A 26,710-nucleotide genomic window follows, 5' to 3' on the forward strand; every position below is an offset into this window, starting at 1 on the left:
AAAGTCGAAACCTCACACCCACTCTCAAACTCTCTTACCCTCAAACCCGTATCACGCATCCCGAACCCGCTACAAATGCTTATTCCCTGTAATTTTCAATTCGTTTAAATCCAGTTGTGATTCTGCTTTTCGGATTTCATCATCACTGAAAAGTTTTTCACGTTTCATTTTAAACAGTTCTTTTCGCTGTAAGGCAAATATATCCAGCATTACTTTATGATATTCTGCCATATCATTTCGTCTGTTGGTACACATTTCAATAGAATTGAGATGATTCTGGTGAAGTTTGATATCACTTTCCAGTGCCTTTTTAAGGTTCTCCAGCAGACCATTGCTGTTCACCGCTTCATTGTATTCATTATCAAGTTTATGAACGGCAAGTTTATCCAGTCTCATCTGAATTCCGGCCTGCTGTTCGTGAGAAGGCAAAATATGATCAATCTCTCCTATTTTGGTTAATTTAATGATCAAAGGCAGGGTAAGTCCCTGAAACACCAAGGTTACAAAAATAACCACAAATGTGATAAAAATAATCAGATTTCTCATCGGAAACTCAGCTTGTGAATTCATCATCACCGGAATAGACAAAGCTGTTGCCAGGGAAACCACTCCTCTCATTCCTGCCCAACCTATGATTAAAGGATTTTTCCATCCCGGACTCGGATCACGGCGGGCCTTTTCACTAAACCATCTTGGAAGATGAGCCACTGGATAGATCCATAAAAGACGTACCACAATGACGATCAGGCTTATAATCAAACCATATTCAATACCTTCCATTACTGAAATGTCCCCTAATCCATTGATTATATCCGGAAGTTCAAGACCAATCAATACAAAAACCAAAGCATTCATCACAAAAATCAGGGTGTTCCAGACTCCTGTCATATTGATTCTGGTAGTTCCGGTTTTGAAAATCTCATGAGCACGGAAAGACATAAACAATCCTCCGCTCACGACAGCCATTACCCCAGAAAAATGAAAATGTTCCGCAGAAAGAAATAAAATATATGGCGTCATTACCGTAAGTGCTGCATCAATAGCGGGTGTAGTGGGTAAAAAACGGTGAATAGCATAAAAAATATGAGCTCCTGCAATCCCTACGACAACACCCATACCTGCTACCAGAAAAAACTGTCCAGTCGCTTCATGCATTGAGAAAGCACCTGTCATTACAGCGGCCAAAGCAAATCTGAAAACAATCAGTGAAGAAGCATCATTAATCAAACTTTCTCCTTCCAATATGGCAATCGTACGTTTGGGAACTTTTAATCCTTTTAAAACTGTTGTGGCAGCTACAGCATCCGGCGGCGAAACAATTCCTCCCAATAAGAATCCTAATGCCAGCGTAAATCCCGGAATCAACATTTGTGAAGTGTAGGCAACTACTAAAGAAGTCAGAAATACCAACCCGAAAGCCAAGAGACTGATGGGACGCTTCCATTTCCAGAAGTCATTCCATGAAGTGTACCAGGCTGCTTCGTATAAAAGAGGTGGTAAGAAAATCAGAAATATAATCTCCGGATCCAGCTTTAAAACAGGGACTCCGGGAATAAGGCTGATCCCCAATCCGGCAAGTACCAGAAAGATAGGATAGGCTATTTTGATCCGCTGTGCCAGCATGACCAGCAGCATAACGAGTAATAAAAGTCCTAATATTAAAAGTAATTGTTCGTGCATGTTTTTTGAAGTTAGATTTCAGGTTCTGATCATTTATGTTTGGGCTAAAGCCATTGGTAAATTTATTTTTTTAAAGGCGGGCTAAAGCCCGCCGCTATTGAATGTTTATTTATTGAGACTCCTACGGAGTGACAATCTGTATGGATAGATTATGCGCATACTTTGTCATTCCGTATGAATCTCCAATTCACTTAAACACCTAAAAGATCATTAAAAATTATAAATACATTCAAAGTTAAAATACTTATTTAAATAGTATTGAATTAGCAATTTCAATTTCTTCCTCGTTAATAGAATGTCCGAAATTGGCATATACTTTTTCTGTTACCTCTGCATTCATTTCTCTTAAAATATTGGCTGTAGCATATACTCTTTCTACCGGAACATGAAAATCAGGATTGCTGGTTCCCAGGAAAACCGGAGTTCCTGCAAAATCGCCTTTATAATTTTCACGGTTGATTTTATCTCCAATCACACCTCCAATAATGGCAGCTGCTCCACCGAACTTCTGAGCGTTTCGGGCTAAAAATTCAAGGGTAAGACAGGCTCCCTGGGAAAATCCGAAGAAGTAAATGTTTTCAGGTTTAATTCCTGCATTAACAGCTGCTTTTACCGTTTCTTCAACCATTTCAATAGCAGATGATAACCACGGTTCATTTTGTTCTACGGGAGCTATAAATGAAAAAGGATACCAGGTGTGATTCAAAGCCTGTGGAGCCAGCAGTGCATAATCTTTTACATTTAAATGCTGGGACAAACTCAGAATATCCTGAGCACTTCCTCCGCGTCCATGAATCATTATTAAAGCTTTTTCTGCCTGATTTAAGGGTATTCCTGCTGTTTTTATATTTAAAATATGACTCATTATTTCTATCTGAATTTTTCTGTTGGATAATCTATTTTAGGAAGAACTTCTTTCAAACGTTCTCTTCTTTTTTCAAACTGTGGCGGTAATTGCAGATCTTCTCCTAAAAATGCGGCTTCTTCATCTACATCGAACCCTGGGCCCGAAGTAGCAATTTCAAACAAAACGCCTCCCGGTTCTTTAAAATATACGGAAGTAAAATATTTTCTGTCTTTCACTTCGGTATGTTCCAATCCGTATGCATTTAATCTTTTTACCATTTCCAACTGGGATTCCGCATCGGGAGTGGCAAAAGCTACGTGGTGAACTGTTCCTCTTCCTGCTAATCCTTTTAAAGCATTTGGGGTAGAAAGCAGATCTACATATTTCCCCGGCATATTTTCTGTTCCCAATCTCAATCGGTCAGGGCTTTCTTTGATCACTTTATGATCCATCTGAGTGGTCAGAAGTGCTGCTGTTCTTTCATAAGCATCCTGCCAGATTTCTACATGATGAATCCCTTTGATCGCATAATCTTTTGGAATATAGCCGTTGTAATATCCTTTTCTTTCGTCTTTATCATTAAAAACCAATTCCAATCCCAATCCGTCAAAATCTTCAAGATAAATGAAAACTTCATCAGAGAACCTTTGCTGCGGCTGCTTGAAGGGAATATTGAATTGTTCCAGACGGTTCATCCAATAATCCAGGGCATCGATAGAAACTGAAAAAGCTGTTGTATTGAGCATTCCTTTACCATGTCTGCCATTGATCAGATCTTTACCATAAGGAAAAGTAGTCATTATTGTTCCCGGTGTTCCATATTCGTCACCGAAGTAAAAATGATAAACATCTGAATAATCAAAATTGACTGTTTTTTTGACTAACCTAAGTCCTAAAACTCCGGTATAAAAGTCTATATTTTCCTGTGCATTGCCGGTAATTGCCGTAACGTGATGCAATCCTGTGATAAGTTTCATTGTGATAAAATTGTTAATTGGTTATTATGATGGAGGCGAGATTTCGGGGTTCGGGATTCGAGTTGATAAGTTCGAGAATAACTTTATTCATCTTCTGTTTTTTAGCTCAAGATTCTCAAACCCTCTTCCCTTCAGACTCTCAAACTCGAATCTCAAAAACCCGAATCTCGAATCTCGAAAACCCGCATCCCGACTCTCAAACTCCCTACAGCTCTTCCTTCAACCACACATCATTATATTCTTCCGGATGACGCTTAAACTGTGCGTGAACATAGGGACATAGCGGTAAAATTTTTAATTCATTTTCTCTTGCGTAAGAAACCAGTCTCTCCAGTAAAATTTTGGCAAAACCTTTTCCTTCGTATTCTGGGTTTACTTCGGTATGGTAAACAGTCAGTTTTTTTCCAATCACTGATATGTCCATTTTACCTGCTTTATGATCATCTGAGAAAAGCTGAATCTCTCCTTTTCTTCCTTCTAAAACTATTTCTGTTCTTTCCATTTTTTATTTTTTTTGGTATTAAATCGTGTTTTTTTAACGCAAAGATTTAATAATAATCCTTCATATTTTAAGTCGACTTAAGAATGGAATCAACAAGTTGATCCGATGAAGCCTCCTGCTACAATTACCTAAAATAAGTTTATATTCCGGATGCTTAAATCTTTATTCAAAATTAGCATCTTTATAAAATATGACCGATGATCTATGATAAGTTCGGCAATACTCCTTGTATTTTCTCACGCATTCCTTCGTATTGAACAGGAAGTTTAAGGTGGGTTCCCAACTCTTCCAAAGGCTCATCTACAGTGAATCCCGGATTATCGGTTGCTATTTCAAACAAAACACCTCCCGGCTCACGGAAATACAGTGAGTAGAAATAATCTCTGTTGATTTTCGGAGTGATGCTCAGTCCTGCGGATAAGGCTTTCTCACGATATTCCATCAACACATTATCATCTTTTACTCTGAATGCAATGTGGTGATTGGTTCCCGCTGCATTTCTACCTGCCGGAATAGTATCATTTTCAATAATATCAACAATATTAGCGGTATCAATGGCATCTGTTGCCAGTCTATATCTTTCTCCCTCCTGTTTCTGCAAATCATACCCTAAAATATCGGTCAGCACTTTAATGGTAGGATCTGCTTTTTTTAAGGTTAAAGTAACATTATGAAAGCCTCTTAATGCATTTTCATCTTTAATATCATCAGTTGTCCATACTTTTCTGTTGTCTTCAACTAATGGTTCTATCAACTGTAACTGAAGTCCATCCGGATCATTGAAAGAAATCATCTTTTCTCCAAAAATTTCGCCTTCTTCTGTAGTTACATTAAGGCTTTGTAAATGATTTTTCCAGAAGTCAAGGGTTCCTTTGGGTACAGAATATCCGATATGAGTCGCCATTCCGCTTCCATTGGTACCTTTTCCTATTCCTTCCCACGGAAAGAATGTAAGAATGGTTCCCGGAGTTCCGTTTTCATTTCCGAAATAGAAGTGATACGTTCCCGGATCGTCAAAATTTACGGTTTTCTTTACCAGTCTTACGCCTAAAACTTTGGTATAAAAATCTAAATTTCTTTTCGCGTTGTCTGCAATAGCAGTAATATGATGCAGACCTAAAATTCTATTGTCCATGTCTTTTAATTTTGATGCTAAATTACAGTGAACAGAAATCCTGTGCATTTAACTAGTTTAATAAATGCAAAACTCCGTTTCCGGAAACATATTTTAAATCATTTTTTAAACAGTCCACAACCAACTTTACACAATTCTCAAAAAATCCAATTTATTTTACGTTTTCCACAACCCCAGCCACCAGTCAATTTCTATAGCATTTGAATTAAAAAGCATAAAACATTGATAAATGGTTTTAAATAAGTAAAAAATAAAAATACATAAAACACTGAAATAAAGCCAATTAATTCATTAACGATAATTTAATATTTAAAAAGCCTACTTTTTTAGTGGACTAATAAAAATTATATTATATATTTGCAAACGTATTCAGGAAATAAGACAAAATGAAGGCAGAATTAAAATATAATTCAATGAAAAAACATACCATCAAAAATATGATGAAGGATATGTGTATGCCTATACATCAAGAATACTGTGGTTGACCTTACTTTTATTTAGATATATTTTCAAAGGCTTTACCACGTGGTAGAGCCTTTTTTCATTGAACACAACAACATTAAAAAAATAAAAATGAGCAATTCTAAAAACAAATGGTTAATTCCATTGGCTTTTACAAACATCTATGTGATATGGGGAATTACGTTTTTAGCTATTTCATTTGGCTTAAAAGGTTTTCCGCCATTCATTCTTTCGGGGCTAAGATTTCTGGTTGCCGGAATTCTGATGATAGGTTATCTTCTGTCTAAAGGGGAAAAAGCAAATTCTCTGATCAACTGGAAGAAAAATGCCATAACCGGTATTCTTATTCTTACCGGAGGAACCGGGCTTGTTGCCTGGGGAGAGCAGTATGTAACGGCTTCTGAGGCAGCCATTTCTATTGCAACAGGACCATTCTGGTTCATTGCTATCGATAAGAAAAACTGGAAATATTATTTTTCGGATAAATTTATTCCGATAGGATTAGTGATCGGTTTCGTAGGGCTGATTATGTTTTTAAAAGGCAGCGTAAATTCCAGTGCTCATGCGATTGCTGACGGAAACCTGCGTATTACTGCATTTGTAGTGTTGGGATTAAGTTCCATCGCCTGGGTACTCGGTTCATTATATTCAAAGAAAAATCCGGCATCCCAATCTACCTTTATGAATATTGCCCAACAGCTTATCGTAGCGGGATTAGCTTCTTTTCTCATCGCTTTTTTCAGAAAAGAATGGACTGATTTTTCCGTTTCCGCGGTTCCGTTATCGGCATGGTTTGGGGTTCTATTTTTGATCTTCTTTGGATCGATAGTCGCTTATTTGTCGTACATTTGGCTTCTGTCCGTAAAACCCGCTGCTTTGGTAAGCACCCATACCTACATCAATCCTATTGTAACAGTGATTGCAGGCTGGATTGTTGCCAACCAAAGCATCAATGGAGGTCAGCTGTATGGTTTGTTCATCATATTGCTGGGAGTACTTCTAACCAATGTCACCAAGTATTTCAGACTTTCAAAACGGGCTAAGGTCAAAATCAGAAGAGTAAGGAGATTTTTAAACAGAACAGGCAGAAGATATCAGCCTATTTAAAAAGTATATAAAATCAGAATGATAGAAATCAGAAACATATCAAAAACATTTCATCAGAAAAAACAGTCTTTCAAAGCACTGGATAAGGTGAGTCTTAATATAGATAAAGGAGATATCGTTGGAATCATAGGATTCTCAGGTGCAGGAAAAAGTACGCTGATCCGTACTGTAAATCTATTGGAAAGACCGGATGAAGGACAGATTATTATTAATGGAAAAGATTTCACCAAACTTAGCTCCAAACAATTGGCTGAGGAACGTAAAAAAATCGGAATGATCTTCCAGCATTTCAATCTTCTTTCTTCAAGAACTGTTTTTGATAATGTAGCGCTTCCATTGGAACTGGATCATACCAGCAAGGACGAAATCAACAGAAAAGTAAACGAGCTCCTGAAGATTGTAGGACTTGAAGATAAAGCCAATGATTATCCCAAAAGCCTTTCCGGAGGACAGAAACAGAGAGTCGCCATTGCAAGGGCTCTGGCCAATGATCCTCACCTTCTGCTTTGTGATGAAGCAACAAGCGCACTGGATCCGGCAACAACGCAATCTATTCTGCAGCTTTTAAGAGATATCAATCAGAGACTGGGAATTACCATCCTTTTAATTACCCACGAAATGGAAGTCATCAAATCGGTCTGCAACCACGTTGCCGTGATCGATAAAGGAAAATTATTAACAAAAGGAACGTTAAGCGAGATTATTTCGGATAAAGAAAACCCGATCATCCGCCAGTTCATCAATTCAGACATCATGACCCTGCCACAGGAACTCAGCAGCAGACTGCAGAAAGAACCCAAAGAAGGTTTATTTCCGCTGGTCGAAATAGAACTTAATGAAAATATCAGTGTTGAACAGATTCTTTCAACACTATACAACCAATATAAAATCCCTTATAAATTGTTAAAAGCGGATGTAGAGTATTTTGGAAATTCCAATTTCGGTAAACTACTTTTGCAGCTTCAGGGGGAAGCCGAAGAAAACCAACAGGCGATCTATTATTTCAACCAAAATAAAATTCAAAATACAGTAAAAGGATATGCTTAGTGATACGGTAATTGCCCTTTTGGCAAAAGGAACCTGGGAAACAGTTTACATGACATTTTTATCCGGATTTTTTGGATTTGTACTTGGACTTCCGGTAGGAATCATGTTATTTTTAACCAGAAAAGGACAACTGCTGGAAAATGCAGCCTACCATAGAGGATTATCTATTTTGGTTAATATTTTCCGTGCCATTCCTTTCATTATTCTGATTGTATGGATGATTCCTTTCACCAGAATTCTGGCAGGCACTTCTATTGGAGTGAATGCCGCTTTGGTTCCTCTAAGTGTGGGAGCTGCCCCTTTTATTGCAAGACTTGTAGAGAACAGTCTTATTGAAGTTCCTCATGGTCTTATAGAAACAGCCAGAGCTTTGGGCGCTTCTCCATTACAGATTATCAGAAAAGTTTTACTTCCTGAAGCACTTCCTTCATTAATCAATAATGCGACTATCACTTTGATTACCTTAGTAGGTTACTCTGCAATGGGTGGTGCTGTAGGAGCTGGCGGACTTGGACAGGTAGGTTACCAATACGGATATATCGGATATGATATTGTTATTATGAACACCGTTTTGATTCTGCTTGTTCTTTTGGTTTTCATCATCCAGTTTATGGGCGACAGATTGTCAAAAAAGTTTGATCACAGATAGTTTTGAGTTGGAGGGTTTGAGAGTGGGAGTGTTTGAGAGTTTGAGATTCGGGGTGCGAGTTTCGGGATATGGGAATGGATAAGATCATTTTTTACTCTTTTGCTTCAATAGTAATTAAATAAAAAATAGAATGAAAAAAATAAAGATTTTTGGTGTATTGGCTGCAGGAATATTATTATTCAGTGCCTGCTCGGGAAGAAAAGATGATCCGAATTTTATCCGCGTAGGAATTACGTATGGTCCGGAACAGGAAATTGCCGAAGTGGCCAAAAAAGTAGCTAAAGACAAATACAATCTGGAAGTGGAATTGATCCCCTTCAATGATTATGTAGTTCCTAACGAAGCTTTGACCAACGGAGATATTGATGCTAATGCCTTTCAACATATTCCTTATTTAACAGAACAGTCAAAACAGAGAGGATATAACCTTGTGCCTGTAGGAAATACATTTGTTTATCCTATTGTTGCCTACTCCAAAAAGATTACTAATATCAACCAATTACAGGAAGGCAATACGATTGTTATACCCAATGATCCTACCAACGGAGGACGTTCTTTACTTCTTCTGCAAAAAAGTGGTCTTTTGAAATTGAAAGACGGTGTCGGACTTCTGCCCAAAGTAACGGATATTACAGAAAACCCGAAACAGCTGAAAATCATGGAAATTGAAGGGGCTCAGATCCCAAGAGTTTTGGAAGACAGAGATGTTGTTGTGGGTATTATCAATAATAATTTTGCTGCTCAGGCAGGGTTGGATCAGGAAAAACAAGGTATTCTTGTGGAAGATAAAGATTCACCTTATGTGAATGTAGTCGTTGCCAGACCAGATAATAAAAACAGCCAGAAAGTAAAAAACTTTGTAAAAGCCTATCAGTCTCCGGAAGTGGAAAAGAAAGCTAAAGAGATCTTCAAAGGAGGTGCTGTGAAAGGATGGGATTGATGAGTGAGAGGGTTTTAGTGTGGGAGAGTTTGAGGGTTTGAGAGTATTAGAGAATTAGAGTTATGAGATTGGATTCGGGATACGAGTTTCGGGATGCTAGTTGGAGGATTGGAGAGTAAGAGGGTTTGAGTGAGATTCCTTCGGAATGGACAAACTACACGTTATACCTATACGTCCCCATTGTCATTCCACAGGAATCTAGACACTGTGTTAAGAGCGTAAGATTCGAGATGTTGAATGAAAGTTTACGAGAGTAACTTCATTCGTTTTTTATCATTTTGCAATTTCGCTTTTAGTCTTTTCACTTTTATGTTTCCCCATCAACTTCTCTTCATTTTTTCTCGTAATAATTAAAAATATTTAATAATAAACTGTCTGCAAATGGGTAGACGGTTTTTTATTTGCCATTTTTTTATTTTCTCAATTTGAGATAATAAAAATTTTGTCTATTTTTGTTTTTAATCAAACAGAAAGGCATTATGTTAAAGAAAACCGTCATTATAAGTTTACTCACCTTTATTTCTGCTTCTTATATGGCTCAGACAAGTAGTACTATCCCCGCTTATTTAGATGAATCAAAACCTGTAGAACAGCGTATTCAGGATGCATTATCAAGAATGACACTGGAAGAAAAAGTGGCCATGCTTCATGCACAGTCCAAATTCAGTTCTCCGGGTGTTCCGAGGTTAGGAATTCCTGAATTCTGGACGACAGATGGCCCTCACGGGGTTCGTCCTGAGGTAATGTGGGACGAATGGGATCAGGCCGGATGGACCAACGACTCTATTATCGCCTACCCTGCCCTGACTGCTTTATCCGCAACCTGGAACAAAAAAATGTCATGGAACTATGGGAAAGCGTTGGGTGAAGAAGCCCGCTACAGAAAAAAAGATATTCTTCTGGGGCCTGGAGTTAATATTTACAGAACTCCACTGAACGGAAGAAATTTTGAATACATGGGCGAAGATCCTTATCTGACTTCAAAGATGGTAGTTCCTTATATTAAAGGAGTACAATCTAACGGAGTAGCCACTTCTGTAAAACATTTTGCCCTGAATAACCAGGAAATGTTCCGTCATACCAGCAATGTCAATGTAGATGACAGAGCGTTGTATGAGATTTATCTGCCTCCTTTCAAAGCAGCTGTAACAGAAGGGGATTCATGGACAATCATGGGAGCTTATGATATGTACAAAGGTCAGTATGCCAGCCAGAATCAGTATCTTTTAAATGATATTTTAAAGAAAGAATGGAATTATAAAGGAGTGGTTGTATCCGACTGGGGTGCTGTAAACAATACAGAACAAGCTATCCACAATGGTCTTGACCTTGAATTCGGATCATGGACGAACGGACTTTCTGCAGGAACTAAAAATGCCTATGATAATTATTACTTGGCAAAGCCTTACCTTGATTTGATTAAAGCAGGAAAAGTAGGAACTAAAGAATTGGATGACAAAGTAACCAGATTACTTCGTCTTGCCTATAAAACAACAATGAACCGTAACAAGCCTTTCGGAAATATTGCTTCTGAAGAGCATAAAGCGGTTGCTAAAGAAATCGGAGAAGAAGGAATTGTTTTATTAAAAAATCAAGGCAATGTTCTTCCTATTGATGTTAATAAGGCTAAAAAAATAGCGGTTATCGGAGAAAATGCCATCAAAATAATGACTGTTGGTGGAGGTTCTTCTTCATTAAAAGTAAAGTATGAAACACTTCCTTTAGACGGAATCAAAACCAGATTTGGAAAACAAGCTGATGTACAGTATGCAAGAGGTTATGTAGGCGATATCGGAGGTGAATACAATGGCGTAAAATCCGGACAGGATTTAAAAGATACCCGTTCTGAAGCAGAATTACTGAATGAAGCTGTAGAATTAGCTAAAAAATCGGATTACGTAATTTTCGTAGGCGGACTGAATAAAGCAGACTTCCAGGACAGCGAAGGAAATGATAGGAAAAGCTACGGACTCCCATACAATCAGGATCACGTGATTTCTGCTCTTGCTAAAGCGAATAAAAACCTTGCCGTTGTTTTAGTTTCCGGAAATGCTGTAGCAATGCCGTGGATCAAAGAAGTTCCAACGGTTGTACAAGCCTGGTATCTGGGTTCTGAAGCCGGAAATTCTATCGCTGCCATTTTAGCCGGAGACGCCAACCCATCAGGAAAGCTTCCGTTTACTTTCCCTGTAAAACTTGAAGACAATTCAGCACACCAGCTGGGAGAATATCCAGGACAAAAGGATGAGTTGGCTGCAGGAAAAGGAAAAGATCAGAAAAATCCTATCAATATTACTTACAATGAAGGCATTTTTGTAGGGTATCGTTGGCATGACACGAAGAATATAAAACCTCTTTTCAGTTTTGGACATGGATTGAGTTATACCACTTTTGAATTCGGAAAAGCGAAAGCAGACCAGACTACTATTTCACAGGATGGTAAAATTACATTTACAGTAACCGTTAAAAATACAGGTAAAAAAGCAGGTGCAGAAGTGGCCCAGCTTTATATCAGCGATTTAAAATCTTCTGTTCCACGCCCTGCAAAAGAATTGAAAGGTTTTGAAAAAGTATATCTGAATCCGGGAGAGCAAAAAGAAGTGACTTTCACGATTGATAAAACAGCTCTAAGTTATTTTGATGCTCAAAAACACGATTGGGTAGCTGAACCGGGAGACTTTGAAGCACAGATTGGAAATTCTTCTGACGCTATTAAAACTAAAGTGAAGTTTACCCTAAAATAAATGGTAAATTCATTTGAGAATATACTTTCAAAAAATATCTCACATGATATTAATTTATTTGGTTGAATGAAACAGATCCCGGATTGGGGTCTGTTTTTTTATTCCTCCTTTTTGATGGGTGCTGAACTTGTCAGAGTTTTTCTAACGCAAAGTTTAAATAAAAAAAGTAACATTTTTAAGGAAGCTAAGAAAGCAACTTCGTTACTTAAGAAAGAATGAGAAATTTGGATAAAATCTCTGCGTTAAAAATAGATTCTTTTTCTCACAGATCATGGGGATTTCACGGATCTTTTAAGATCTGCTTAATTTGCTAAATCTGCGAGAGATCTTTTAAACCATTAAGGAGGTTTAAGTTTTTAAGGAACATGAAGGTTCAAATAAATTTGAATGAAGCAGCCTCTATAAAAATGTATTTAGACATTCCCTTAATATTCTTAACAGCTTAATATTTTCTTAATGGTTCAAAAATTCACATATAGATTGTTTCTCGCAGATTTAAGAGATTTCGCAGATTTTTTAAGACAATCAAGGACGTACTAACTATTTCCCTTTTCTAGCTTCTAGCTTCTAGCCAAAAATAAAAAGCAGATTCCGAATTGAAACCTGCTTCCATTTTTATCTAACAAATCTCTGCGTTAAAAATAGATTCTTTTTCTCACAGATCACGGAGATCTCACGGATCTTTTAAGATCTGCTCAATTTGCTAAATCTGCGAGAGATCTCTTAAACCATTAAGCAGGATTAAGGTTGTAAGGAACATGAAGGCTCAAATAAATTTGAATGAAGCAGGATGCATAAAAAATGTCTTTAGACATTTCTTACAACTCTTAACAGCTTACTGTTTTCCTAATGGTTCAAAAATTCACATGTAGATTGTTACTCGCAGATTTAGGAGATTTCGCAGATTTTTTTTAAGACAAACATAAAGATTATCTTTCACTACTTCCCTCTTCCCTCTTCCAGCTTTCAGCCAAAAATAAAAAAGCAGATTTCCAATTGGAAACCTGCTTTCATTTTATCTAACAAATCCTGAATTATTTTCCGCCGCCGCCGTTTTTCTCTACGTCGGTTTTTGTATTTTCTTTTACCTTCTGGTTTCCGAAACGTTTTACGAAAGTAAGGGAAACACCATACCAGTCCCATTTTGAGTACTCTCTGAAAGTTCCGTCCGCACTGTAAGTGGTGTTATCGCCATAAGGTCTTTTAAAGATGTTCATCAGCTGCATACTCAGCTCCATCTGGGTTTTCGGGAATATTTTAGTCACTGAAATATTATGAAAAACATTGGTATTGTTGGCGTATGAGTTACCGTTATTCTGATTGGCCAATTCCATCCACGCGCTTATATTAATGTTTTTATTAAACAGATTAGTATAGGATATATTCGCTGAAGCTCCCCAGTAGCTGATATAGTCCTTCGCTCCCAATTTATTCTTCTCGTTGAAATCTTTATTATTAATGTAGTACCATCCAAATCCGGCATTCACATTCAGTTTATTTTTCAGGAAGTTTTGATTGGTATTGGCAAAAAGGTAATATTTTTCAACCTTTCCATCAAAGTTCCCTGGCAATGACACTGTTCTTCCGTTTTCCGTAACATACGTTGTCCAGTAATCCTGATTGGTGTGCATATATCTTGCAGAGATAAAGTATTTTTTCAGAATTCCTAATTTCATATAAAGCCGGTCATTAGGATTGGGATTCAGGTAAAGGTTCCCACGGGAATACGTTCCGTTAATTTCCGGCATCAGGAAAGGATTAAACTCAGAATACCAGGGTCTCCAGATGCTTCGGTTATACGTAAGACTTAAGTCAAATTTCTCTGAAAAGTTATATTTTAGCAATAAATTGGGAAGAAAAGTGCCATAAGAATCTTTTCTCTCCGTGCCTGCTACCTCTTGTCTTACTTTATAATCAATATATTCATAGCGAATTCCGATTCTGGTTTCCAGTTTTCCGAAAAATGTTTTGCTGTAATTGGCATATAAAGAGCTCAGATGATCTTCATAATGAAACCTGTCATTTTTGGATAGATTGGCAAATTCCGGGGTAGGATTATTCATACTGAATCCATAAAGGCTGTTGGAAATGACATGATTGTTCAGTTCTGTTTTTCCACCCACTTCCATAGTACCGCCTGTTTTACCAAAAGGCTGTGTATAATCTACTTTCAGGTAATAATTACGCATCTGGTTGGAGCTGATAACCCCAAGCTGCTGAGTCGTCTCAACCCCCTGTTTATTAATTAATTTATCAATCAGATTATCATTGTTATCACCGGAGTAATTGGTTCCAAGATTAATATCTAAAATTCTGTTCTTTTCCTTATCATAGTATTTATAGAAAGCATTAGACCCCAGATTACGGCCAAATCCCCAGTTGTTTTGAGTTTGACGGAAAGATTCTCCCGGATCTCCATCTTTTGAAGTCATCCCATCAGATGCTGCAGAAAGCAGATTCCTGTCCTGTGAGTATTCCAGGACAAGTCCGAAATTATTTTTATCATTGATTTCAAATTCTGAAGTAGAAGAAAGTGAAGGACTTTCATTTCGCATTAAGTTTTCCAGGTTGAACCGGGTAAGCTTGTTCTTTTCATAACGGTTATCCCATGTCTGAGTTTTCTGAACATAATTTCCGCTATTATAGCCTCCTATAAAGGTCTGGGTAAACTTTTTCTTATGGTAATTCAGGTTGAAGTTTGTGTACTGTGAGTTTTTGGTGCTCTGTCTGTTGTTGAGAGAGATACTTCCTTTTAATCCTTCATCATCTCTTTTTTTAAGGACGATATTGATCACAGATCCTGAAGTTTCATAACGGGAAGAAGGGCTGGTAATCACTTCAATTTTCATCAGGTTATCAGCCGGAATTGTTTTAAGATATTCCTTTAATTCTTTCCCTGTAAAAACAGATTTCCTGTCATTGATGTATACGGTAACCAATTGTCCTTCGGCTTTTACCTCATCATTGTTATCTATACTTACCAGAGGCGTCATTCTCAGAACATCCCATGTTGTATTTCCTGCCAGAATTGCACTGTTGGCTACATTAAATACAGTTCTGTCTACTTTAGATTCTACCGTCGGCTTTCTGGCAACCAGAGTAACCGCTTCTATTTCTTTTGCATTTCCTTTCACAGTATCGCTGGCTGCGGGAGCCGGAGTCTGCTGAGCCATTGCTAGCGAGCCGGTTAATATTGCTATGGGAAATAAAATTGTTTTCATGTGAAATTATAGTTTTTCTATAAGACCACTATATTCACAATTTCGTTACATCAAAAAAGAAAAAAAATTAAAATAAATACTTAATTACCAACACTATATAAGCACTAAACTTAAACATAAATTCAAAAACACTACACATTATTCAATAAAAACATACAATATAAATCACTTTCATATTAAATATTCTTAAAAAAGCATTTTACACACAATTTAAATTTAACTTAAAAAAGTTTAAATCCATAATGCATATTTAACTTCCACTTTATATAAATCGGTTTTATATAAAGATAGCCCACAAAAAAAAGCCCGGATCTCACCCGGGCCGCTAGCAATAGCAAATTTACAAGGAATGATATTAAAAAATATATGCTAGTTTACATTTTCAAAATAATGGATAACACCTAGTTCCGGCAAACGAAGCAGGTCTTGATTAAAATCTGACTCTTTATTTTTGCTGCTTTCCAGAAAAGAATTACTGAAAAGCGCATAGGAAGGCTGTTCTGCTACTCCGTTTTTCAAAAGCTGATGGGCTTCCACAATCGTTTTTCCATATAATTTTCTGAAGTTTCCAATATTGTATTGTGAAAAAGATCCGTAATGAACAATAAATTTAAGAGCCAGATCAATTTGGGTGCTCAAATTCTTACTCAACTCCTCTATCTTCCTGTTGAAAGCACTTCTCATTTTCCAGAGCATTTTTGAAATACTGTGGTAAGACGGATTTTCATCATAACGGTAAAATAAAATAGCATCGCCCTCAATCTCGGAAATTTCAAAATACTGATCGTTCACATCAATCAGTGTAGACAATAATTGTCTCACAATATACTCCCCTGTGTACAATTTTGTATTGAACACAAATTCGGTAAATCCGCTGAAATCCGGAATAAGAATGATCCCCTCTTGTATATTTGTCTTCATAATGATAATGGATTAAAAACCTGCTTCGTCATTAGAGACGAAACAGATTCAATTTTACTTTATTGCCATCCGCCTCCTACAGAGCGGTACAGTGCTGTAATAGCATTCAAGCGCTGGGTTTTCAGAGAAGCCAGTTCCAGTTCTGCCTGAAGTTTATTCGTTTGGGCGATAATCACTTCTACATACGTTGCTGAATTATATTTAAATAATAAATCCGCTTTCTTCACTGCTTCACCAGATTTCACGACCAGCCCTTCTGCAATCTTCTGCTGTTCTTCCAGCTTTTGAATCTGTACCAATGCATCAGAAACTTCGCCTACCGCTTTTAAAACAGACTGCTTAAAGTTGATTTCCGCCTGATCAGCCAACACTTTAGACTGTTCATATTGGGTTTTCAACTGTTTTCCATTCAAAATTGGCTGCGCGACAGCTCCTGCCACCAGTCCGAAAAGTGATCCGGGAACGCTGAACCATTTGCTGATCTGGAAGGCATTCACTCCGCCCTGCGCGGTAATATTCAATGAAGGATACATGCTCATTTTTGCCACATGAATGGCTGCTGCACTTTTTCTGACTTCAAATTCTGCCGTTTTAATATCCGGTCTGTAGCTTAATAATTCAGAAGGAACTCCTGCAGCAAAATGATCCGGAGACTGTACGTTGTTCAGGCTTGCACTTCTTTCAATTTTTCCCGGCATAGAACCCGTTAACAGGCTCAAAGCATTTTCCTGGGTTGTCACAGAGCTTTCAATCGCTGGAATCGATTTCAGAATCTGATCTTTTACAATTTCCTGCTGCTGTACCGCCAAGGCTGTTGTCAAACCAAGTTCCTGCTGTTTGGTCAGAAACTTCAAAGTATTATCCGCATACGCCAGGTTGGATTTTGTAATTTCCAGCTGAGTATCCAGCATTAATAAATTATAATATCCTTGTACAACCGCAGATACAACCTGTGTTTTTACCGCTTTTGCCGCTTCCTGTGTTTTAAGGTATTCTACCAAAGCCTGTTCTTTTCTGCCTTTGATTTTACCCCAGATATCGGCTTCCCATGAAAAGCTCAGAGAAGTTGTATAATCTTCCATATACCTTTTCCCCATAAACTGTCCGGCCATCATTCCGTTCATACTGTTGTCTGAAGGACGGTTGATATTGGCATTGGCAGAAGCACTTACCGTCGGGATATTGCCCCATTTGCTCTGATTATATGCCAGTGATGCAAATTCTATCTGCTTTAAAGCCACCTGAAGATCATTATTCTGCACCATTGCTTTATCAATTAACCCTACCAGAACAGGATCTTTGAAGAAGTCTTTGTAGCTTATTTTAGCAATATTCTCCTGAGAATCCACCACAATACTGTCTGCTCTGAAAGCTTCCGGCATTTTTATTTCAGGCTGTTCATATTTCTGAACTTTACAGGAGATTGCCGTTCCCGAAATAAATGCGATATATGCTATATTTTTAATTTTCATTTTTAAAATCATTTGAATTAATATTCCCAATCTGCATCGGTTACTACCCTTCCGTTGATTCTTTCATGCAATGCCTGGAATACCACAAAAAGAACAGGAACTACAAAAATCCCTAAGATGGTTCCGAAAAGCATCCCTGAAATGGCTGCATACCCGATGGAATGGTTCCCCATCGCTGAAGGACCTACCACGAACAACAATGGAATCAACCCAGTGATAAAAGCAAGAGAAGTCATTAAAATAGGTCGTAAACGGGCTTTTGCTCCTTCTACTGCAGATGCGATAAGGCTTTTCCCGGCTCTACGTCTCTGAATCGCAAATTCTACGATCAGAATACCATTTTTCGCTAACAATCCAATCAGCATGACCAAAGCAATCTGTACATAAATATTATTGGAAAGTTCCGCAAACGTAATTCCTACAAATACTCCTGAAAGTCCTACCGGAATCGCAATCAAAACTGCCAATGGAAGAATATAACTTTCATACTGCGCAGATAAAAGGAAGAATACAAATACAATACATAATCCGAAGATCATAACAGATTGTGAGCTTGAACCTGCTTCTTCACGGCTCATTCCTTTATAATCGTAAGTATATCCCGGAGGAAGTACCTGCTTGCTTACTTCTTCAATAGCTGCCATAGCCTGTCCGGTACTGTATCCCGGAGCTGCCATCACGGTTAAATTGGAAGAATTAAATAAGTTAAAACGATCTACTACCTCAGCTCCTGTCACCTGTTTCAGGCTTACCAATGTATTGACAGGAACCATCTGGCCCAGATTATTTTTAACGAAAATTCCGTTCAGGGATTCTTTATCCTGTCTTGTTTCCGGTGTAGACTGCACCAATACTCTGTAATATTTCCCGAATCTGTTGAAATCAGAAGCCTGAATACTTCCATAATAGCCCTGCATCACTCCTAAAACATCAGAAACATTTACTCCCAGCTGAGCAGATTTCACTTCATCTACAAGCACTTCAAACTGCGGATAGGTAACATCAAACGTGGTAAATGCCACTGCTACTTCCGGTCTCTGCATTAAGGCACCCATCATTCCATAGGAAATATTTCCCAGATTCTGAAGTTCTCCGTTGGTACGGTCCTGAAGCACAAGCTCCATTCCGCTGGTATTACCGAAACCGTCTACCGTTGGCGTATTGATCACAAGGAAATTGGCTCTTTTGTCCTGAGAAAGCATTCCCTGGGTTTGTCCGATGATGTCATTGATATTATTAACAGCACCTCTCTCGCCTCCTTTTTTTAATTTAACGAAAATAGAAGCTGCCGAAGATGACATGGAACCACTGAATAAGTTCAATCCGTCTACTGAAATTACTTTATCCACGGCCGGATTTTTCATTAAAAGATCTTCCGTATCAGAAACTACTTTGGACGTTCTATCCTTTGAAGCTCCAGGAGCAAGGTTAGCGGTTACAATAATGAAACTCTGGTCTTCATCCGGAATAAACCCTTTAGGTGTTGTCATCGACATCCATGCAAACAATCCTCCGAAGGCTACAATAATAACCAAAGCCACCCATTTTCTTTTTAAAAGGAATAATACCGCTTTTCCATAACGGAAAGTCAGTTTATTGAAGCTTGCATTGAAACCTGCAAAGAAGCGGTCTTTGAAATTCATTTTCTCATGCGTTCCCGGATGGTGTTGTTTTAAGAATAAAGCACATAAAGCAGGACTCAACGTCAATGCGTTAATTGCTGAGATTACAATCGCAATCGCCAGTGTAAGTGCAAACTGCTGGTAGAACAGTCCCGTAGAACCACTCATAAAAGCTACCGGAACGAATACGGCAGACATAATCAACGTAATCGAAACAATAGCTCCTGTGATCTCGCTCATGGCCGACATCGTAGCAGCTCTTGGATTGAGTTTTTTATGTTCCATTTTAGCATGAACTGCTTCTACCACTACAATCGCATCATCCACAACGATACCAATCGCAAGCACTAATGCAAACAAGGTCAGAATATTGATAGAAAATCCGAAAACCTTCATAAAGAAGAATGTTCCTACAATCGATACCGGAACTGCAATCGCCGGAATTAAAGTAGAACGAAAATCCTGAAGGAAAATATACACCACAATGAAAACGAGAATAAACGCTTCTATCAGGGTATGAATTACCTGTTCTATAGATTGATCCAGCGCATCTTTTGTAGCGTAAGGAATTTCATAATCCATTCCTGCAGGGAAGGATTTTTCCAGTTCCTTCATTCTTTCCTGAAGGGCGATCTGTACTTCATTGGCATTGGATCCTGCCATCTGGAAGATCGCCATCGTTACGGATGCTTTTTTGTTATAATTCGAAGAAACCGTATAACTGTACGCTCCGAATTCTACTTTGGCGATATCTTTTAATTTTAAAACAGAACCATCATTCAACGCTTTAATTGTTATATTTTCATATTGCTCAGGCTCTGTAAATTTTCCTTTGTAGCGAAGCACATATTCCATGACTTCTTTACTTCTTTCCCCCAATCTTCCGGGTGCCGCTTCCAGGTTTTGCGTCTGAATAGCACGTGAAACATCGGAAGGGGTAAGATTGTATGAGGTCAGTTTATTAGGATCCAGCCAGATACGCATGGAATAGTCTTTATTTCCGTATACCATGGCATCTCCTACCCCTTTTACCCTTTTCAGTTCCGGCACAATATTGATTTTCGCATAGTTTTCAAGGAAAAGATCACTCATGGTACCATCTTTACTGGTCAGGGAGACCATCGCAATCATACTGTTCTGTCTTTTCACCGTAGTGATTCCCGCCTGAATTACCTCTGCAGGAAGCTGATTGGTCACCTGCGCCACTCTGTTCTGAACGTTAATGGCTGCCTGATCGGGATCTGTTCCTAATTTGAAAATAACCGTAATACTCAACGTACCGTCATTGCTCGCTGTGGAAGTAATATAATCCATATTTTCCACTCCATTGATGGCATTTTCCAATGGTGGTGCTACGGACCTTGCAATGGTTTCAGCATTGGCTCCCGGATAAGCCGCTGTTACCATAACGGTAGGAGGCGCAATGTCCGGAAATTTTGTAATCGGAAGGCTTACCATCCCGACGATCCCGAGAATAACAAGCAATACGGAGATAACCGTTGCCAGTACGGGTCTTTTTATAATTTTCTTTAACATGATTTCTTCTTAGGATTTTTTCTGTTGAGCATTTTTCTTTTGTGCCACGACAGGAGTTCCCGGCTGTAATCGGTCAAAACCGCTAGTGATATATTCATCTCCTGCCTTAAGTCCTTTGGCTACAATGAAATTGTCCCCGGCTTTTCCATTCACTTCTACAGGCAGCATAGCTGCTTTCCCACCCTGAATGGTAAATACAAAAACTTTATCCTGAATGGTTCTGGTAGAAGCAATCGGAAGTAAAACAACATTGCTGTAGAACTGATCCAGTACAATTTTTCCGGTGTTTCCGCTTCGCAAAAGATTGTTGGGATTGTTGAATTTTGCTCTTAAAGTGATTGATCCTGTTGTTTTATTAAACTGACCTTCCACCGCATCAATCTTTCCGGTCTCAGCATATTTTTCACCTCCTGAAAGCAATAATGAAACTGCCGGAGTATTTTTGATCACCTCATCAATACTGCTTCCGGTGTACTGTTTCTGGAAATTATTAAAATCATTTTCGCTCAGACTGAAATAGGTATACACCTGATGAATGTCTGACAATAAAGTAATCGGATCCTGATTACCCGGTGTCATCAAACTTCCCAGACGATAGTTGAATCTTCCGATAAATCCGCTTACCGGAGCTTTAATGGTAGAGAAATTAAGATTAATTTTTGCAGATTCAATAGTTGAAGTAGACTGACTTACCGCTCCACGTGCTGCATTATAAGCGGCTTCCGCTTCTTTTACCTGAATTTCTGAAACCATTTTGTTTCTGAACAGTTCTTTTTTTCTGTCCAGATCAATTTTGGAAGTGGAGAGATTCGCCTGAGCGGTAATTAAAGATGCCTGAGCACTTTTCAGCTGTTCACGGAAGACCTGATCTTCAATTTTGAACAACGGCTGCCCTGCTCTCACAAAGTCACCTTCATCTACAAAAATTTTGCTTAAATATCCTGTTATCTGAGGTCTTATTTCCACATTGGAAACTCCCTCTACAGATGCTGCATATTCTCTGGAAACAGAAGCGTCTCCCTGTGTTACTTTGGCCACAGGTAATTCCGGCGCCTGCTGCTGATAGCCCTGGTTTTGATTATTTTTCCTGCACCCTGCCAATACGATCAGTGAGAGGAAAAGTAGAGTCGATTTTTGAATAAAAAATCTTTGCATAACAATAGTCCTTTTAAATTTTCCGCACAAAAATCGAACGAAAAAAATTCAATAGGATTATTCGAAAAACTCCTTGTTTTGTCAAAAAGACTCCTAATTTTGAAAAAACATGAGAAATATCATTCATAGACAATATAAATAACACTATTTACTATTATTAATCAAAATAATAGTTGAAATTTGGTAAAAAGACGTCTTAAAAATACAAGTTAGTGATTATCAATACAAATCATCTTTTTTATATTCCAATGGAGACCGTCCCGCATGTTTTTTAAAAAATTTACTAAAAGACGCCTGATCTGAAAAACTCAGCTTTGATGCGACCTCACTGACATTCAGGTTGGGATTTTTCAGCAGAAGTCTGGCTTCTACAGCCAATACCTGATGGATAATATCTCTCGGGGATTTAAAGACCGTTTTATTGATCACCTTCGTAAGGTATTTACGGCTGATAAAAAGTTTATCGGCATAGAACTGAACGTTGTGCTCTTCTTTGAAATGATCCTGAACAAGTTTAAAGAAACTGGTCGTCAACTCATCTTCTCTGTGGGTAACCGGATGAGGTCTTTCCGTTTTCTTGAAATAATTATCAATTTCGTAAACCACCAGTGAAAAGTGATGCCATATCATTTCTTTGAAATAATAATTCTCTTTTTCTTTATCATTCAAAACCTTCAGCTCATCGAGATGGAAATTCACTTTCCTGTAGACGTCCGGTTCATTCCTGATGATATTGGCAGGATCGGAAGATAAACTCTTAAGGACATTATTTGATTTATAATTAAAACCTGCATCGGATATAAAGTTCAGTGAAAAGAAAATATATTTAGCATTGTAATCTTCTGTAATCTCATCCAGCCAAAACGTTTCCAGCATGGGACAAAAAATAATATCGCCTTTGGTCACGCTATAGCTCTTATCATCCAACCTGAATGTAACACCTCCTTTCTGCACCATAAAAATGCAGAAATAATCGGAACGATAAGGCATATTCGGTTGTATAATATAGTTTGCCTTATCAATTTCCATCACTACAAATTCCTTGATTCTAAGATCAAACTCCACTTGCTGAAGTACTTCATCAAAGGCCAGCTGGGAAACAAAATCAGGTTTTGATTGGGATTTTTTAGGCATTGAAAAAAAAATTAAACACGAAGGTAGTGGAAAAAGGAAAAAGCGCCAAGAAGCCCCATCATCAAATTTTACTTTTTATTGCTTGCTAAACAACAATCAGCAATTCCTTATCATATCCGTTATATTTTTCATCAATATAGCCATGAGGATTACAGATCACTTCTGTTTCTCCTATCTTATATCTGCACGGCGTATGAATATGCCCATGAATCCAGTATAACGGTTGATGCTTTGTGATTAAATCTTCCAGATCTGAAGCATACGCCGCTGTTAAAGGATCTTCTTTGTAATGTTCAGGAACGGATTGTATACTGGGTGCATGATGGGTAACGACAATATTTTTAAGTCCTTTTGAGCCTTCAAGACTTTCTTGTAACCATTGTTTTGAAAGCTGATGAATTTTAAAGGTATCCAAAGTTCTCATTTTCGAATAAGAAGGATCTCTTTTGATCATTTTATAATCGTTCATTTTGGACTGACAAAGCATTCCGTACTGAACAGGATTTCCAAAGATGGAAAAATCCGTCCACAGCGTTGCCCCATGAAAACGAATACCATCAATGTCTATAAATGAATTTTCCAGCACATGGACATTGGATTCCACTGCTGCTTCTCTGATCTTACGGAGCGTTTTCGGATATGAACCTTTATAGTATTCATGATTACCCAAAACATAGATTACAGGTTTATTGGGTATTGTTTCTTTAATCCATTCAATCCCTTTGTTTCCCAGATTGATATCGCCTGCCAGCACCACCACATCTGCGTGATCAAAACATAATTCCTTACTTCCAAATTCCCGATGAAGATCGCTGATGACCTGTATTTTCATGATATATAGTAAACAGCAAAGGTAATAAAGGGAAACAGAATAGCAAAAATCAAAAAAAGAACCGGCACCTAAGCACCGATTCTTTCCTCATATAGTTTGTGTATTTTTAAGGCCGCTTGTTATGAAACGGCTACTCCTGCCTGCTTCACTTTTACGCTTTTCAATATAAAATAGAATAACATTCCGAGTGCTAATAAAGCGTAGCTGATCAAAATAATCAGATTTAAGCTTCCCACTGATAATTCTGACGGAAAGATCTGACTCATCAACGTCATGAATGACAATCCAATCCCTGCTCCCAAAAAGTAACTCGTAGAGCTCAAACTTGATGCCAATCCGTAATGTGCAGGTTCAACATCCTGAATTCCCATCACTGAAAGTGCGGTAAAACAAAACGTCATTCCAACTCCGGAGATGCATGCAGCTCCCAATAAAACAATTGTTAGCGGATGTCCTGCATAAACAGAAATCAGCAGCAATAATCCTCCGGCCAGCATAAATGACCATCCTAAAACACCCATTTGAGAAGAACTCAGACGTTTTGATATGTGCGGCAGAATAAATTTAGCCGTCAAGGCAGACAAAACACTGAACGGGACAAGCATTAACCCTGCAGAAGCAGCACTATATCCCATATCTTTCTGAAGCATCAGTGAAATCAGGAATAAAAACCCGATAAAAAATGCTCCCAGGGTAAAGAATACGGCATTGGAAACGACTAAAGATCTGTGTTTAAACAGTTTTAAATCTACCAAAGGTTCTGCAACAGATTTTAAACGGTAGTACACCATAACAAGCAGTACTAATGCCAAAACCAAAGAACCGGTTATCATGAAAGGCTGTTCTTTAATATGAATCAATTCGTGTGTTCCGTAAGTCAGACTTAAAAGCCCAAGCACCATCAATATTCCTGAAACCATATCTGTTTTCTGAGCGGTTTCATTTTTCTCATCTGCCGGAAGATAATAGTACGATAACACCAATGTGATTAAAAGAATAGGAACATTGATCAGGAAAACCCAGTGCCAGCTCAGGTAAGTACTGATAATTCCTCCTACTGAAAGACCACTTCCTGAACCAATGGCAGCAAATGAACTGAAAATTCCGATAGCACGGTTTCTTTCCTGTTCTCCTCTGAAGGTATTGGTCACAATGGACAACGCAGAAGGCATCACTAACGCAGCTCCCAATCCCTGCAAAGCACGGAATATAGCCAGCACTTCAAAGTTTTGAGACAATCCTGCTCCTAACGAAGTCAGCATAAAAATCAGCGCTCCAAGGAGAAACATTTTCTTTCTTCCGATCTGATCTGAAAGCTTTCCTCCAATGATCAGAAATCCTCCAAAGAACAACACATAAAGCGTCTGCAACCACTGAACCGTCTCTGCCCCAATCTGAAACTGCTGCTGAATGGAAGGAATGGTTAAATTAATAATGGCAATATCCAACGCCTCTACAAATGTCCCTACCGATGCTAAAATTAATATTACATTCTTCCTTGTATCCATGTTTCAAATTTCCTGCAAAATTAAAATTAACAGAACGTATTTGAAAATTTAACCTTAAATTTGGAACAATATTGAATATTGAAAACATTTAAAAGAACAAAGCATCTGATCTATCAGAAAAAACCTATAAAAACAGAACAAAATGGCAACTGAAAATTATATTCCGGATGAAAAAGACTTATCCATTCTCCGTCTGCTTCAGAAAGACGCGAAGATGAGTGTGCGTGATATTTCGGCAAGGATCAATTTGAGTCCTACGCCAACGCATGAGCGTATCAAACGTATGGAAAAACAGGGAATCATTAAAGAATATACGGCTGTGGTAGACCGCAAAAAGGTCAATAAAGGGATGATGGTGATCTGTATGATCGCTTTGAATGTCCACAATAAAAAAACTGCGGGGAAATTTATTGAGGAAGTCGGAAAGCTGAAAGAAGTGGTAGAGTTTTACAATATCAGTGGGGATTTTGATTTTATGCTGAAGATCCTGGCCCCCAATATGGATGAATTTCATGAGTTTTTTGTCAACAAACTGTCAGAAATTGAGGGAATTGGGCAAACTAAAAGTATTTTTGTGATGAACAGCATCAAGGAAAGCGCTCAGATTGTTTAAACTAAAAAGCAGCCATGTACAATACACAGCTGCTTTTTTATTTTAAACGGAATATTCCGGATTAGCTTATTGTTTATTTCCAGTAATTCCAGACTGAGCCGTCAAATACTGCCAGTGTCTTACTGGTCGTATCATAACACATCATCCCCGGATAAGGATTTTTTACATTAAGATGTGGCGCGGCTATCTGAGGAAGGACCATTGCTTTATTCTGAGATTCCAGAACCAAGACCCCATCAGCAGAACTTGTTGCATCTCCCATAATCACTCCCTTTCCTGTTTCTGCAGAATTATTAGCAGCAATTGCACTTGAACTTCCGGCATCTGACAAAGATTTCCAGACATCATTTTCGTAGACCTTCACTTTGTTATCTGTTACATCAAAAATGAATGTTCCGTTTTCTAAAGTTCCCGTAGGAAATCCGGAGATAGCGGGAAGAATTAAACCTTTTGTATTTCCTGATGCATTGTCAAAATCCAGCACCGTACTGTTTCCGTCAATGGCCTGTTTTCCTATAGCTACCTGACCAAAAACCGAGTTGAAAATGACCAAAGCAACTGCTATACTTATATTTTTTATATTTTTCATACTATTTATCGGTTAGA

Annotated in this window: 20 protein-coding genes; 6 read left to right on the forward strand and 14 right to left on the reverse strand. The window is 38.1% G+C overall.

Going from position 1 to position 26,710, the window contains the following annotated elements:
• Nucleotides 1–69: 69 nt before the first annotated feature.
• The 5 genes from RAH34_RS18190 to RAH34_RS18210 all read right to left on the reverse strand — a co-directional run bounded on the left by RAH34_RS18190 (nt 70) and on the right by RAH34_RS18210 (nt 5,141).
• Nucleotides 70–1,680, reverse strand: coding sequence for a Na+/H+ antiporter (locus RAH34_RS18190; protein WP_306597058.1), 1,611 nt, complete (start codon nt 1,678–1,680; stop codon nt 70–72).
• Between the two features lie 244 nt (nt 1,681–1,924).
• A complete protein-coding gene (locus tag RAH34_RS18195) occupies nt 1,925–2,545 on the reverse strand; it encodes an alpha/beta hydrolase (protein ID WP_306597059.1) in 621 nt (206 codons plus the stop codon).
• A 5-nt stretch (nt 2,546–2,550) separates the two neighbouring features.
• Nucleotides 2,551–3,504 (reverse strand): ring-cleaving dioxygenase, encoded by a 954-nt coding sequence (locus tag RAH34_RS18200; protein WP_306597060.1) that lies wholly within the window; start codon nt 3,502–3,504, stop codon nt 2,551–2,553.
• Between the two features lie 205 nt (nt 3,505–3,709).
• A complete protein-coding gene (locus RAH34_RS18205; protein WP_034696941.1) occupies nt 3,710–4,006 on the reverse strand; it encodes a GNAT family N-acetyltransferase in 297 nt (98 codons plus the stop codon).
• Nucleotides 4,007–4,208: 202 nt separating this feature from the next.
• Nucleotides 4,209–5,141: a ring-cleaving dioxygenase gene (locus tag RAH34_RS18210; protein WP_306597061.1), complete on the reverse strand. Its 933-nt coding sequence runs from the start codon at nt 5,139–5,141 to the stop codon at nt 4,209–4,211.
• A 573-nt stretch (nt 5,142–5,714) separates the two neighbouring features.
• On the opposite strand from RAH34_RS18210, the gene RAH34_RS18215 reads away from it, so the two are divergent.
• The 5 genes from RAH34_RS18215 (at nt 5,715) to RAH34_RS18235 (ending at nt 12,090) form a co-directional block, all read left to right on the forward strand.
• Nucleotides 5,715–6,710 (forward strand): EamA family transporter, encoded by a 996-nt coding sequence (locus RAH34_RS18215; protein WP_306597062.1) that lies wholly within the window; start codon nt 5,715–5,717, stop codon nt 6,708–6,710.
• Nucleotides 6,711–6,728: 18 nt separating this feature from the next.
• Complete coding sequence (locus RAH34_RS18220; RefSeq protein WP_306597063.1) at nt 6,729–7,757, forward strand: methionine ABC transporter ATP-binding protein; 1,029 nt, start codon at nt 6,729–6,731, stop codon at nt 7,755–7,757.
• Entirely contained in the window at nt 7,750–8,406 is a 657-nt protein-coding gene (gene metI, locus RAH34_RS18225) for a methionine ABC transporter permease MetI (RefSeq protein WP_114822506.1), read from the forward strand. Before RAH34_RS18220 ends, metI begins: the two co-directional genes overlap by 8 nt.
• Nucleotides 8,407–8,536: 130 nt before the next feature.
• Complete coding sequence (metQ, locus tag RAH34_RS18230) at nt 8,537–9,346, forward strand: methionine ABC transporter substrate-binding lipoprotein MetQ (protein WP_114822507.1); 810 nt, start codon at nt 8,537–8,539, stop codon at nt 9,344–9,346.
• Nucleotides 9,347–9,825: 479 nt separating this feature from the next.
• Nucleotides 9,826–12,090 carry a glycoside hydrolase family 3 C-terminal domain-containing protein gene (locus RAH34_RS18235; RefSeq protein WP_306597064.1) on the forward strand — a complete coding sequence of 755 codons (2,265 nt, stop codon included), beginning with the start codon at nt 9,826–9,828 and terminating at the stop codon, nt 12,088–12,090.
• 1,034 nt (nt 12,091–13,124) lie between these two features.
• Here RAH34_RS18235 and RAH34_RS18240 read toward each other — a convergent pair.
• From RAH34_RS18240 to RAH34_RS18275, 8 genes are all read right to left on the reverse strand, one after another.
• Nucleotides 13,125–15,311: an outer membrane beta-barrel protein gene (locus RAH34_RS18240; protein ID WP_306597065.1), complete on the reverse strand. Its 2,187-nt coding sequence runs from the start codon at nt 15,309–15,311 to the stop codon at nt 13,125–13,127.
• Nucleotides 15,312–15,680: 369 nt separating this feature from the next.
• Complete coding sequence (locus tag RAH34_RS18245) at nt 15,681–16,232, reverse strand: DUF2652 domain-containing protein (RefSeq protein WP_114822513.1); 552 nt, start codon at nt 16,230–16,232, stop codon at nt 15,681–15,683.
• 59 nt (nt 16,233–16,291) lie between these two features.
• Nucleotides 16,292–17,704: an efflux transporter outer membrane subunit gene (locus RAH34_RS18250; RefSeq protein ID WP_306597066.1), complete on the reverse strand. Its 1,413-nt coding sequence runs from the start codon at nt 17,702–17,704 to the stop codon at nt 16,292–16,294.
• A gap of 17 nt (nt 17,705–17,721) precedes the next feature.
• Nucleotides 17,722–20,862: an efflux RND transporter permease subunit gene (locus RAH34_RS18255; protein WP_306597067.1), complete on the reverse strand. Its 3,141-nt coding sequence runs from the start codon at nt 20,860–20,862 to the stop codon at nt 17,722–17,724.
• 9 nt (nt 20,863–20,871) lie between these two features.
• On the reverse strand, nt 20,872–22,017 hold the full coding sequence (locus tag RAH34_RS18260; protein WP_306597068.1) for an efflux RND transporter periplasmic adaptor subunit: 1,146 nt from the start codon (nt 22,015–22,017) through the stop codon (nt 20,872–20,874).
• A 219-nt stretch (nt 22,018–22,236) separates the two neighbouring features.
• Nucleotides 22,237–23,151 (reverse strand): AraC family transcriptional regulator, encoded by a 915-nt coding sequence (locus RAH34_RS18265; protein ID WP_306597069.1) that lies wholly within the window; start codon nt 23,149–23,151, stop codon nt 22,237–22,239.
• An 85-nt stretch (nt 23,152–23,236) separates the two neighbouring features.
• A complete protein-coding gene (locus RAH34_RS18270) occupies nt 23,237–23,983 on the reverse strand; it encodes a metallophosphoesterase (RefSeq protein ID WP_306597070.1) in 747 nt (248 codons plus the stop codon).
• Between the two features lie 119 nt (nt 23,984–24,102).
• Entirely contained in the window at nt 24,103–25,491 is a 1,389-nt protein-coding gene (locus RAH34_RS18275; RefSeq protein ID WP_306597071.1) for an MFS transporter, read from the reverse strand.
• 142 nt (nt 25,492–25,633) lie between these two features.
• Here RAH34_RS18275 and RAH34_RS18280 point away from each other — a divergent pair, with 142 nt between their 5' ends.
• Nucleotides 25,634–26,104: an Lrp/AsnC family transcriptional regulator gene (locus RAH34_RS18280; protein ID WP_034696927.1), complete on the forward strand. Its 471-nt coding sequence runs from the start codon at nt 25,634–25,636 to the stop codon at nt 26,102–26,104.
• Between the two features lie 73 nt (nt 26,105–26,177).
• Here RAH34_RS18280 and RAH34_RS18285 read toward each other — a convergent pair whose 3' ends face one another.
• Nucleotides 26,178–26,693, reverse strand: a complete 516-nt coding sequence (locus RAH34_RS18285; RefSeq protein ID WP_306597072.1) for a hypothetical protein — start codon at nt 26,691–26,693, stop codon at nt 26,178–26,180.
• Nucleotides 26,694–26,710: the final 17 nt, after the last annotated feature.

The sequence above is a fragment of the Chryseobacterium sp. WLY505 genome (assembly GCF_030846215.1).
Classification (GTDB): domain Bacteria; phylum Bacteroidota; class Bacteroidia; order Flavobacteriales; family Weeksellaceae; genus Chryseobacterium.

Coding starts and splice junctions, on each gene's coding strand:
- RAH34_RS18220 (WP_306597063.1), top strand. CDS start 6,729: ATGATAGAAATCAGAAACATATCAAAAACATTTCATCAGAAAAAACAG.
- RAH34_RS18245 (WP_114822513.1), bottom strand. CDS start 16,232: ATGAAGACAAATATACAAGAGGGGATCATTCTTATTCCGGATTTCAGC.
- RAH34_RS18190 (WP_306597058.1), bottom strand. CDS start 1,680: ATGCACGAACAATTACTTTTAATATTAGGACTTTTATTACTCGTTATG.
- metI (WP_114822506.1), top strand. CDS start 7,750: ATGCTTAGTGATACGGTAATTGCCCTTTTGGCAAAAGGAACCTGGGAA.
- RAH34_RS18255 (WP_306597067.1), bottom strand. CDS start 20,862: ATGTTAAAGAAAATTATAAAAAGACCCGTACTGGCAACGGTTATCTCC.
- RAH34_RS18210 (WP_306597061.1), bottom strand. CDS start 5,141: ATGGACAATAGAATTTTAGGTCTGCATCATATTACTGCTATTGCAGAC.
- RAH34_RS18280 (WP_034696927.1), top strand. CDS start 25,634: ATGGCAACTGAAAATTATATTCCGGATGAAAAAGACTTATCCATTCTC.
- RAH34_RS18200 (WP_306597060.1), bottom strand. CDS start 3,504: ATGAAACTTATCACAGGATTGCATCACGTTACGGCAATTACCGGCAAT.
- RAH34_RS18195 (WP_306597059.1), bottom strand. CDS start 2,545: ATGAGTCATATTTTAAATATAAAAACAGCAGGAATACCCTTAAATCAG.
- RAH34_RS18205 (WP_034696941.1), bottom strand. CDS start 4,006: ATGGAAAGAACAGAAATAGTTTTAGAAGGAAGAAAAGGAGAGATTCAG.
- RAH34_RS18235 (WP_306597064.1), top strand. CDS start 9,826: ATGTTAAAGAAAACCGTCATTATAAGTTTACTCACCTTTATTTCTGCT.
- metQ (WP_114822507.1), top strand. CDS start 8,537: ATGAAAAAAATAAAGATTTTTGGTGTATTGGCTGCAGGAATATTATTA.
- RAH34_RS18285 (WP_306597072.1), bottom strand. CDS start 26,693: ATGAAAAATATAAAAAATATAAGTATAGCAGTTGCTTTGGTCATTTTC.
- RAH34_RS18275 (WP_306597071.1), bottom strand. CDS start 25,491: ATGGATACAAGGAAGAATGTAATATTAATTTTAGCATCGGTAGGGACA.
- RAH34_RS18240 (WP_306597065.1), bottom strand. CDS start 15,311: ATGAAAACAATTTTATTTCCCATAGCAATATTAACCGGCTCGCTAGCA.
- RAH34_RS18265 (WP_306597069.1), bottom strand. CDS start 23,151: ATGCCTAAAAAATCCCAATCAAAACCTGATTTTGTTTCCCAGCTGGCC.
- RAH34_RS18260 (WP_306597068.1), bottom strand. CDS start 22,017: ATGCAAAGATTTTTTATTCAAAAATCGACTCTACTTTTCCTCTCACTG.
- RAH34_RS18270 (WP_306597070.1), bottom strand. CDS start 23,983: ATGAAAATACAGGTCATCAGCGATCTTCATCGGGAATTTGGAAGTAAG.
- RAH34_RS18215 (WP_306597062.1), top strand. CDS start 5,715: ATGAGCAATTCTAAAAACAAATGGTTAATTCCATTGGCTTTTACAAAC.
- RAH34_RS18250 (WP_306597066.1), bottom strand. CDS start 17,704: ATGAAAATTAAAAATATAGCATATATCGCATTTATTTCGGGAACGGCA.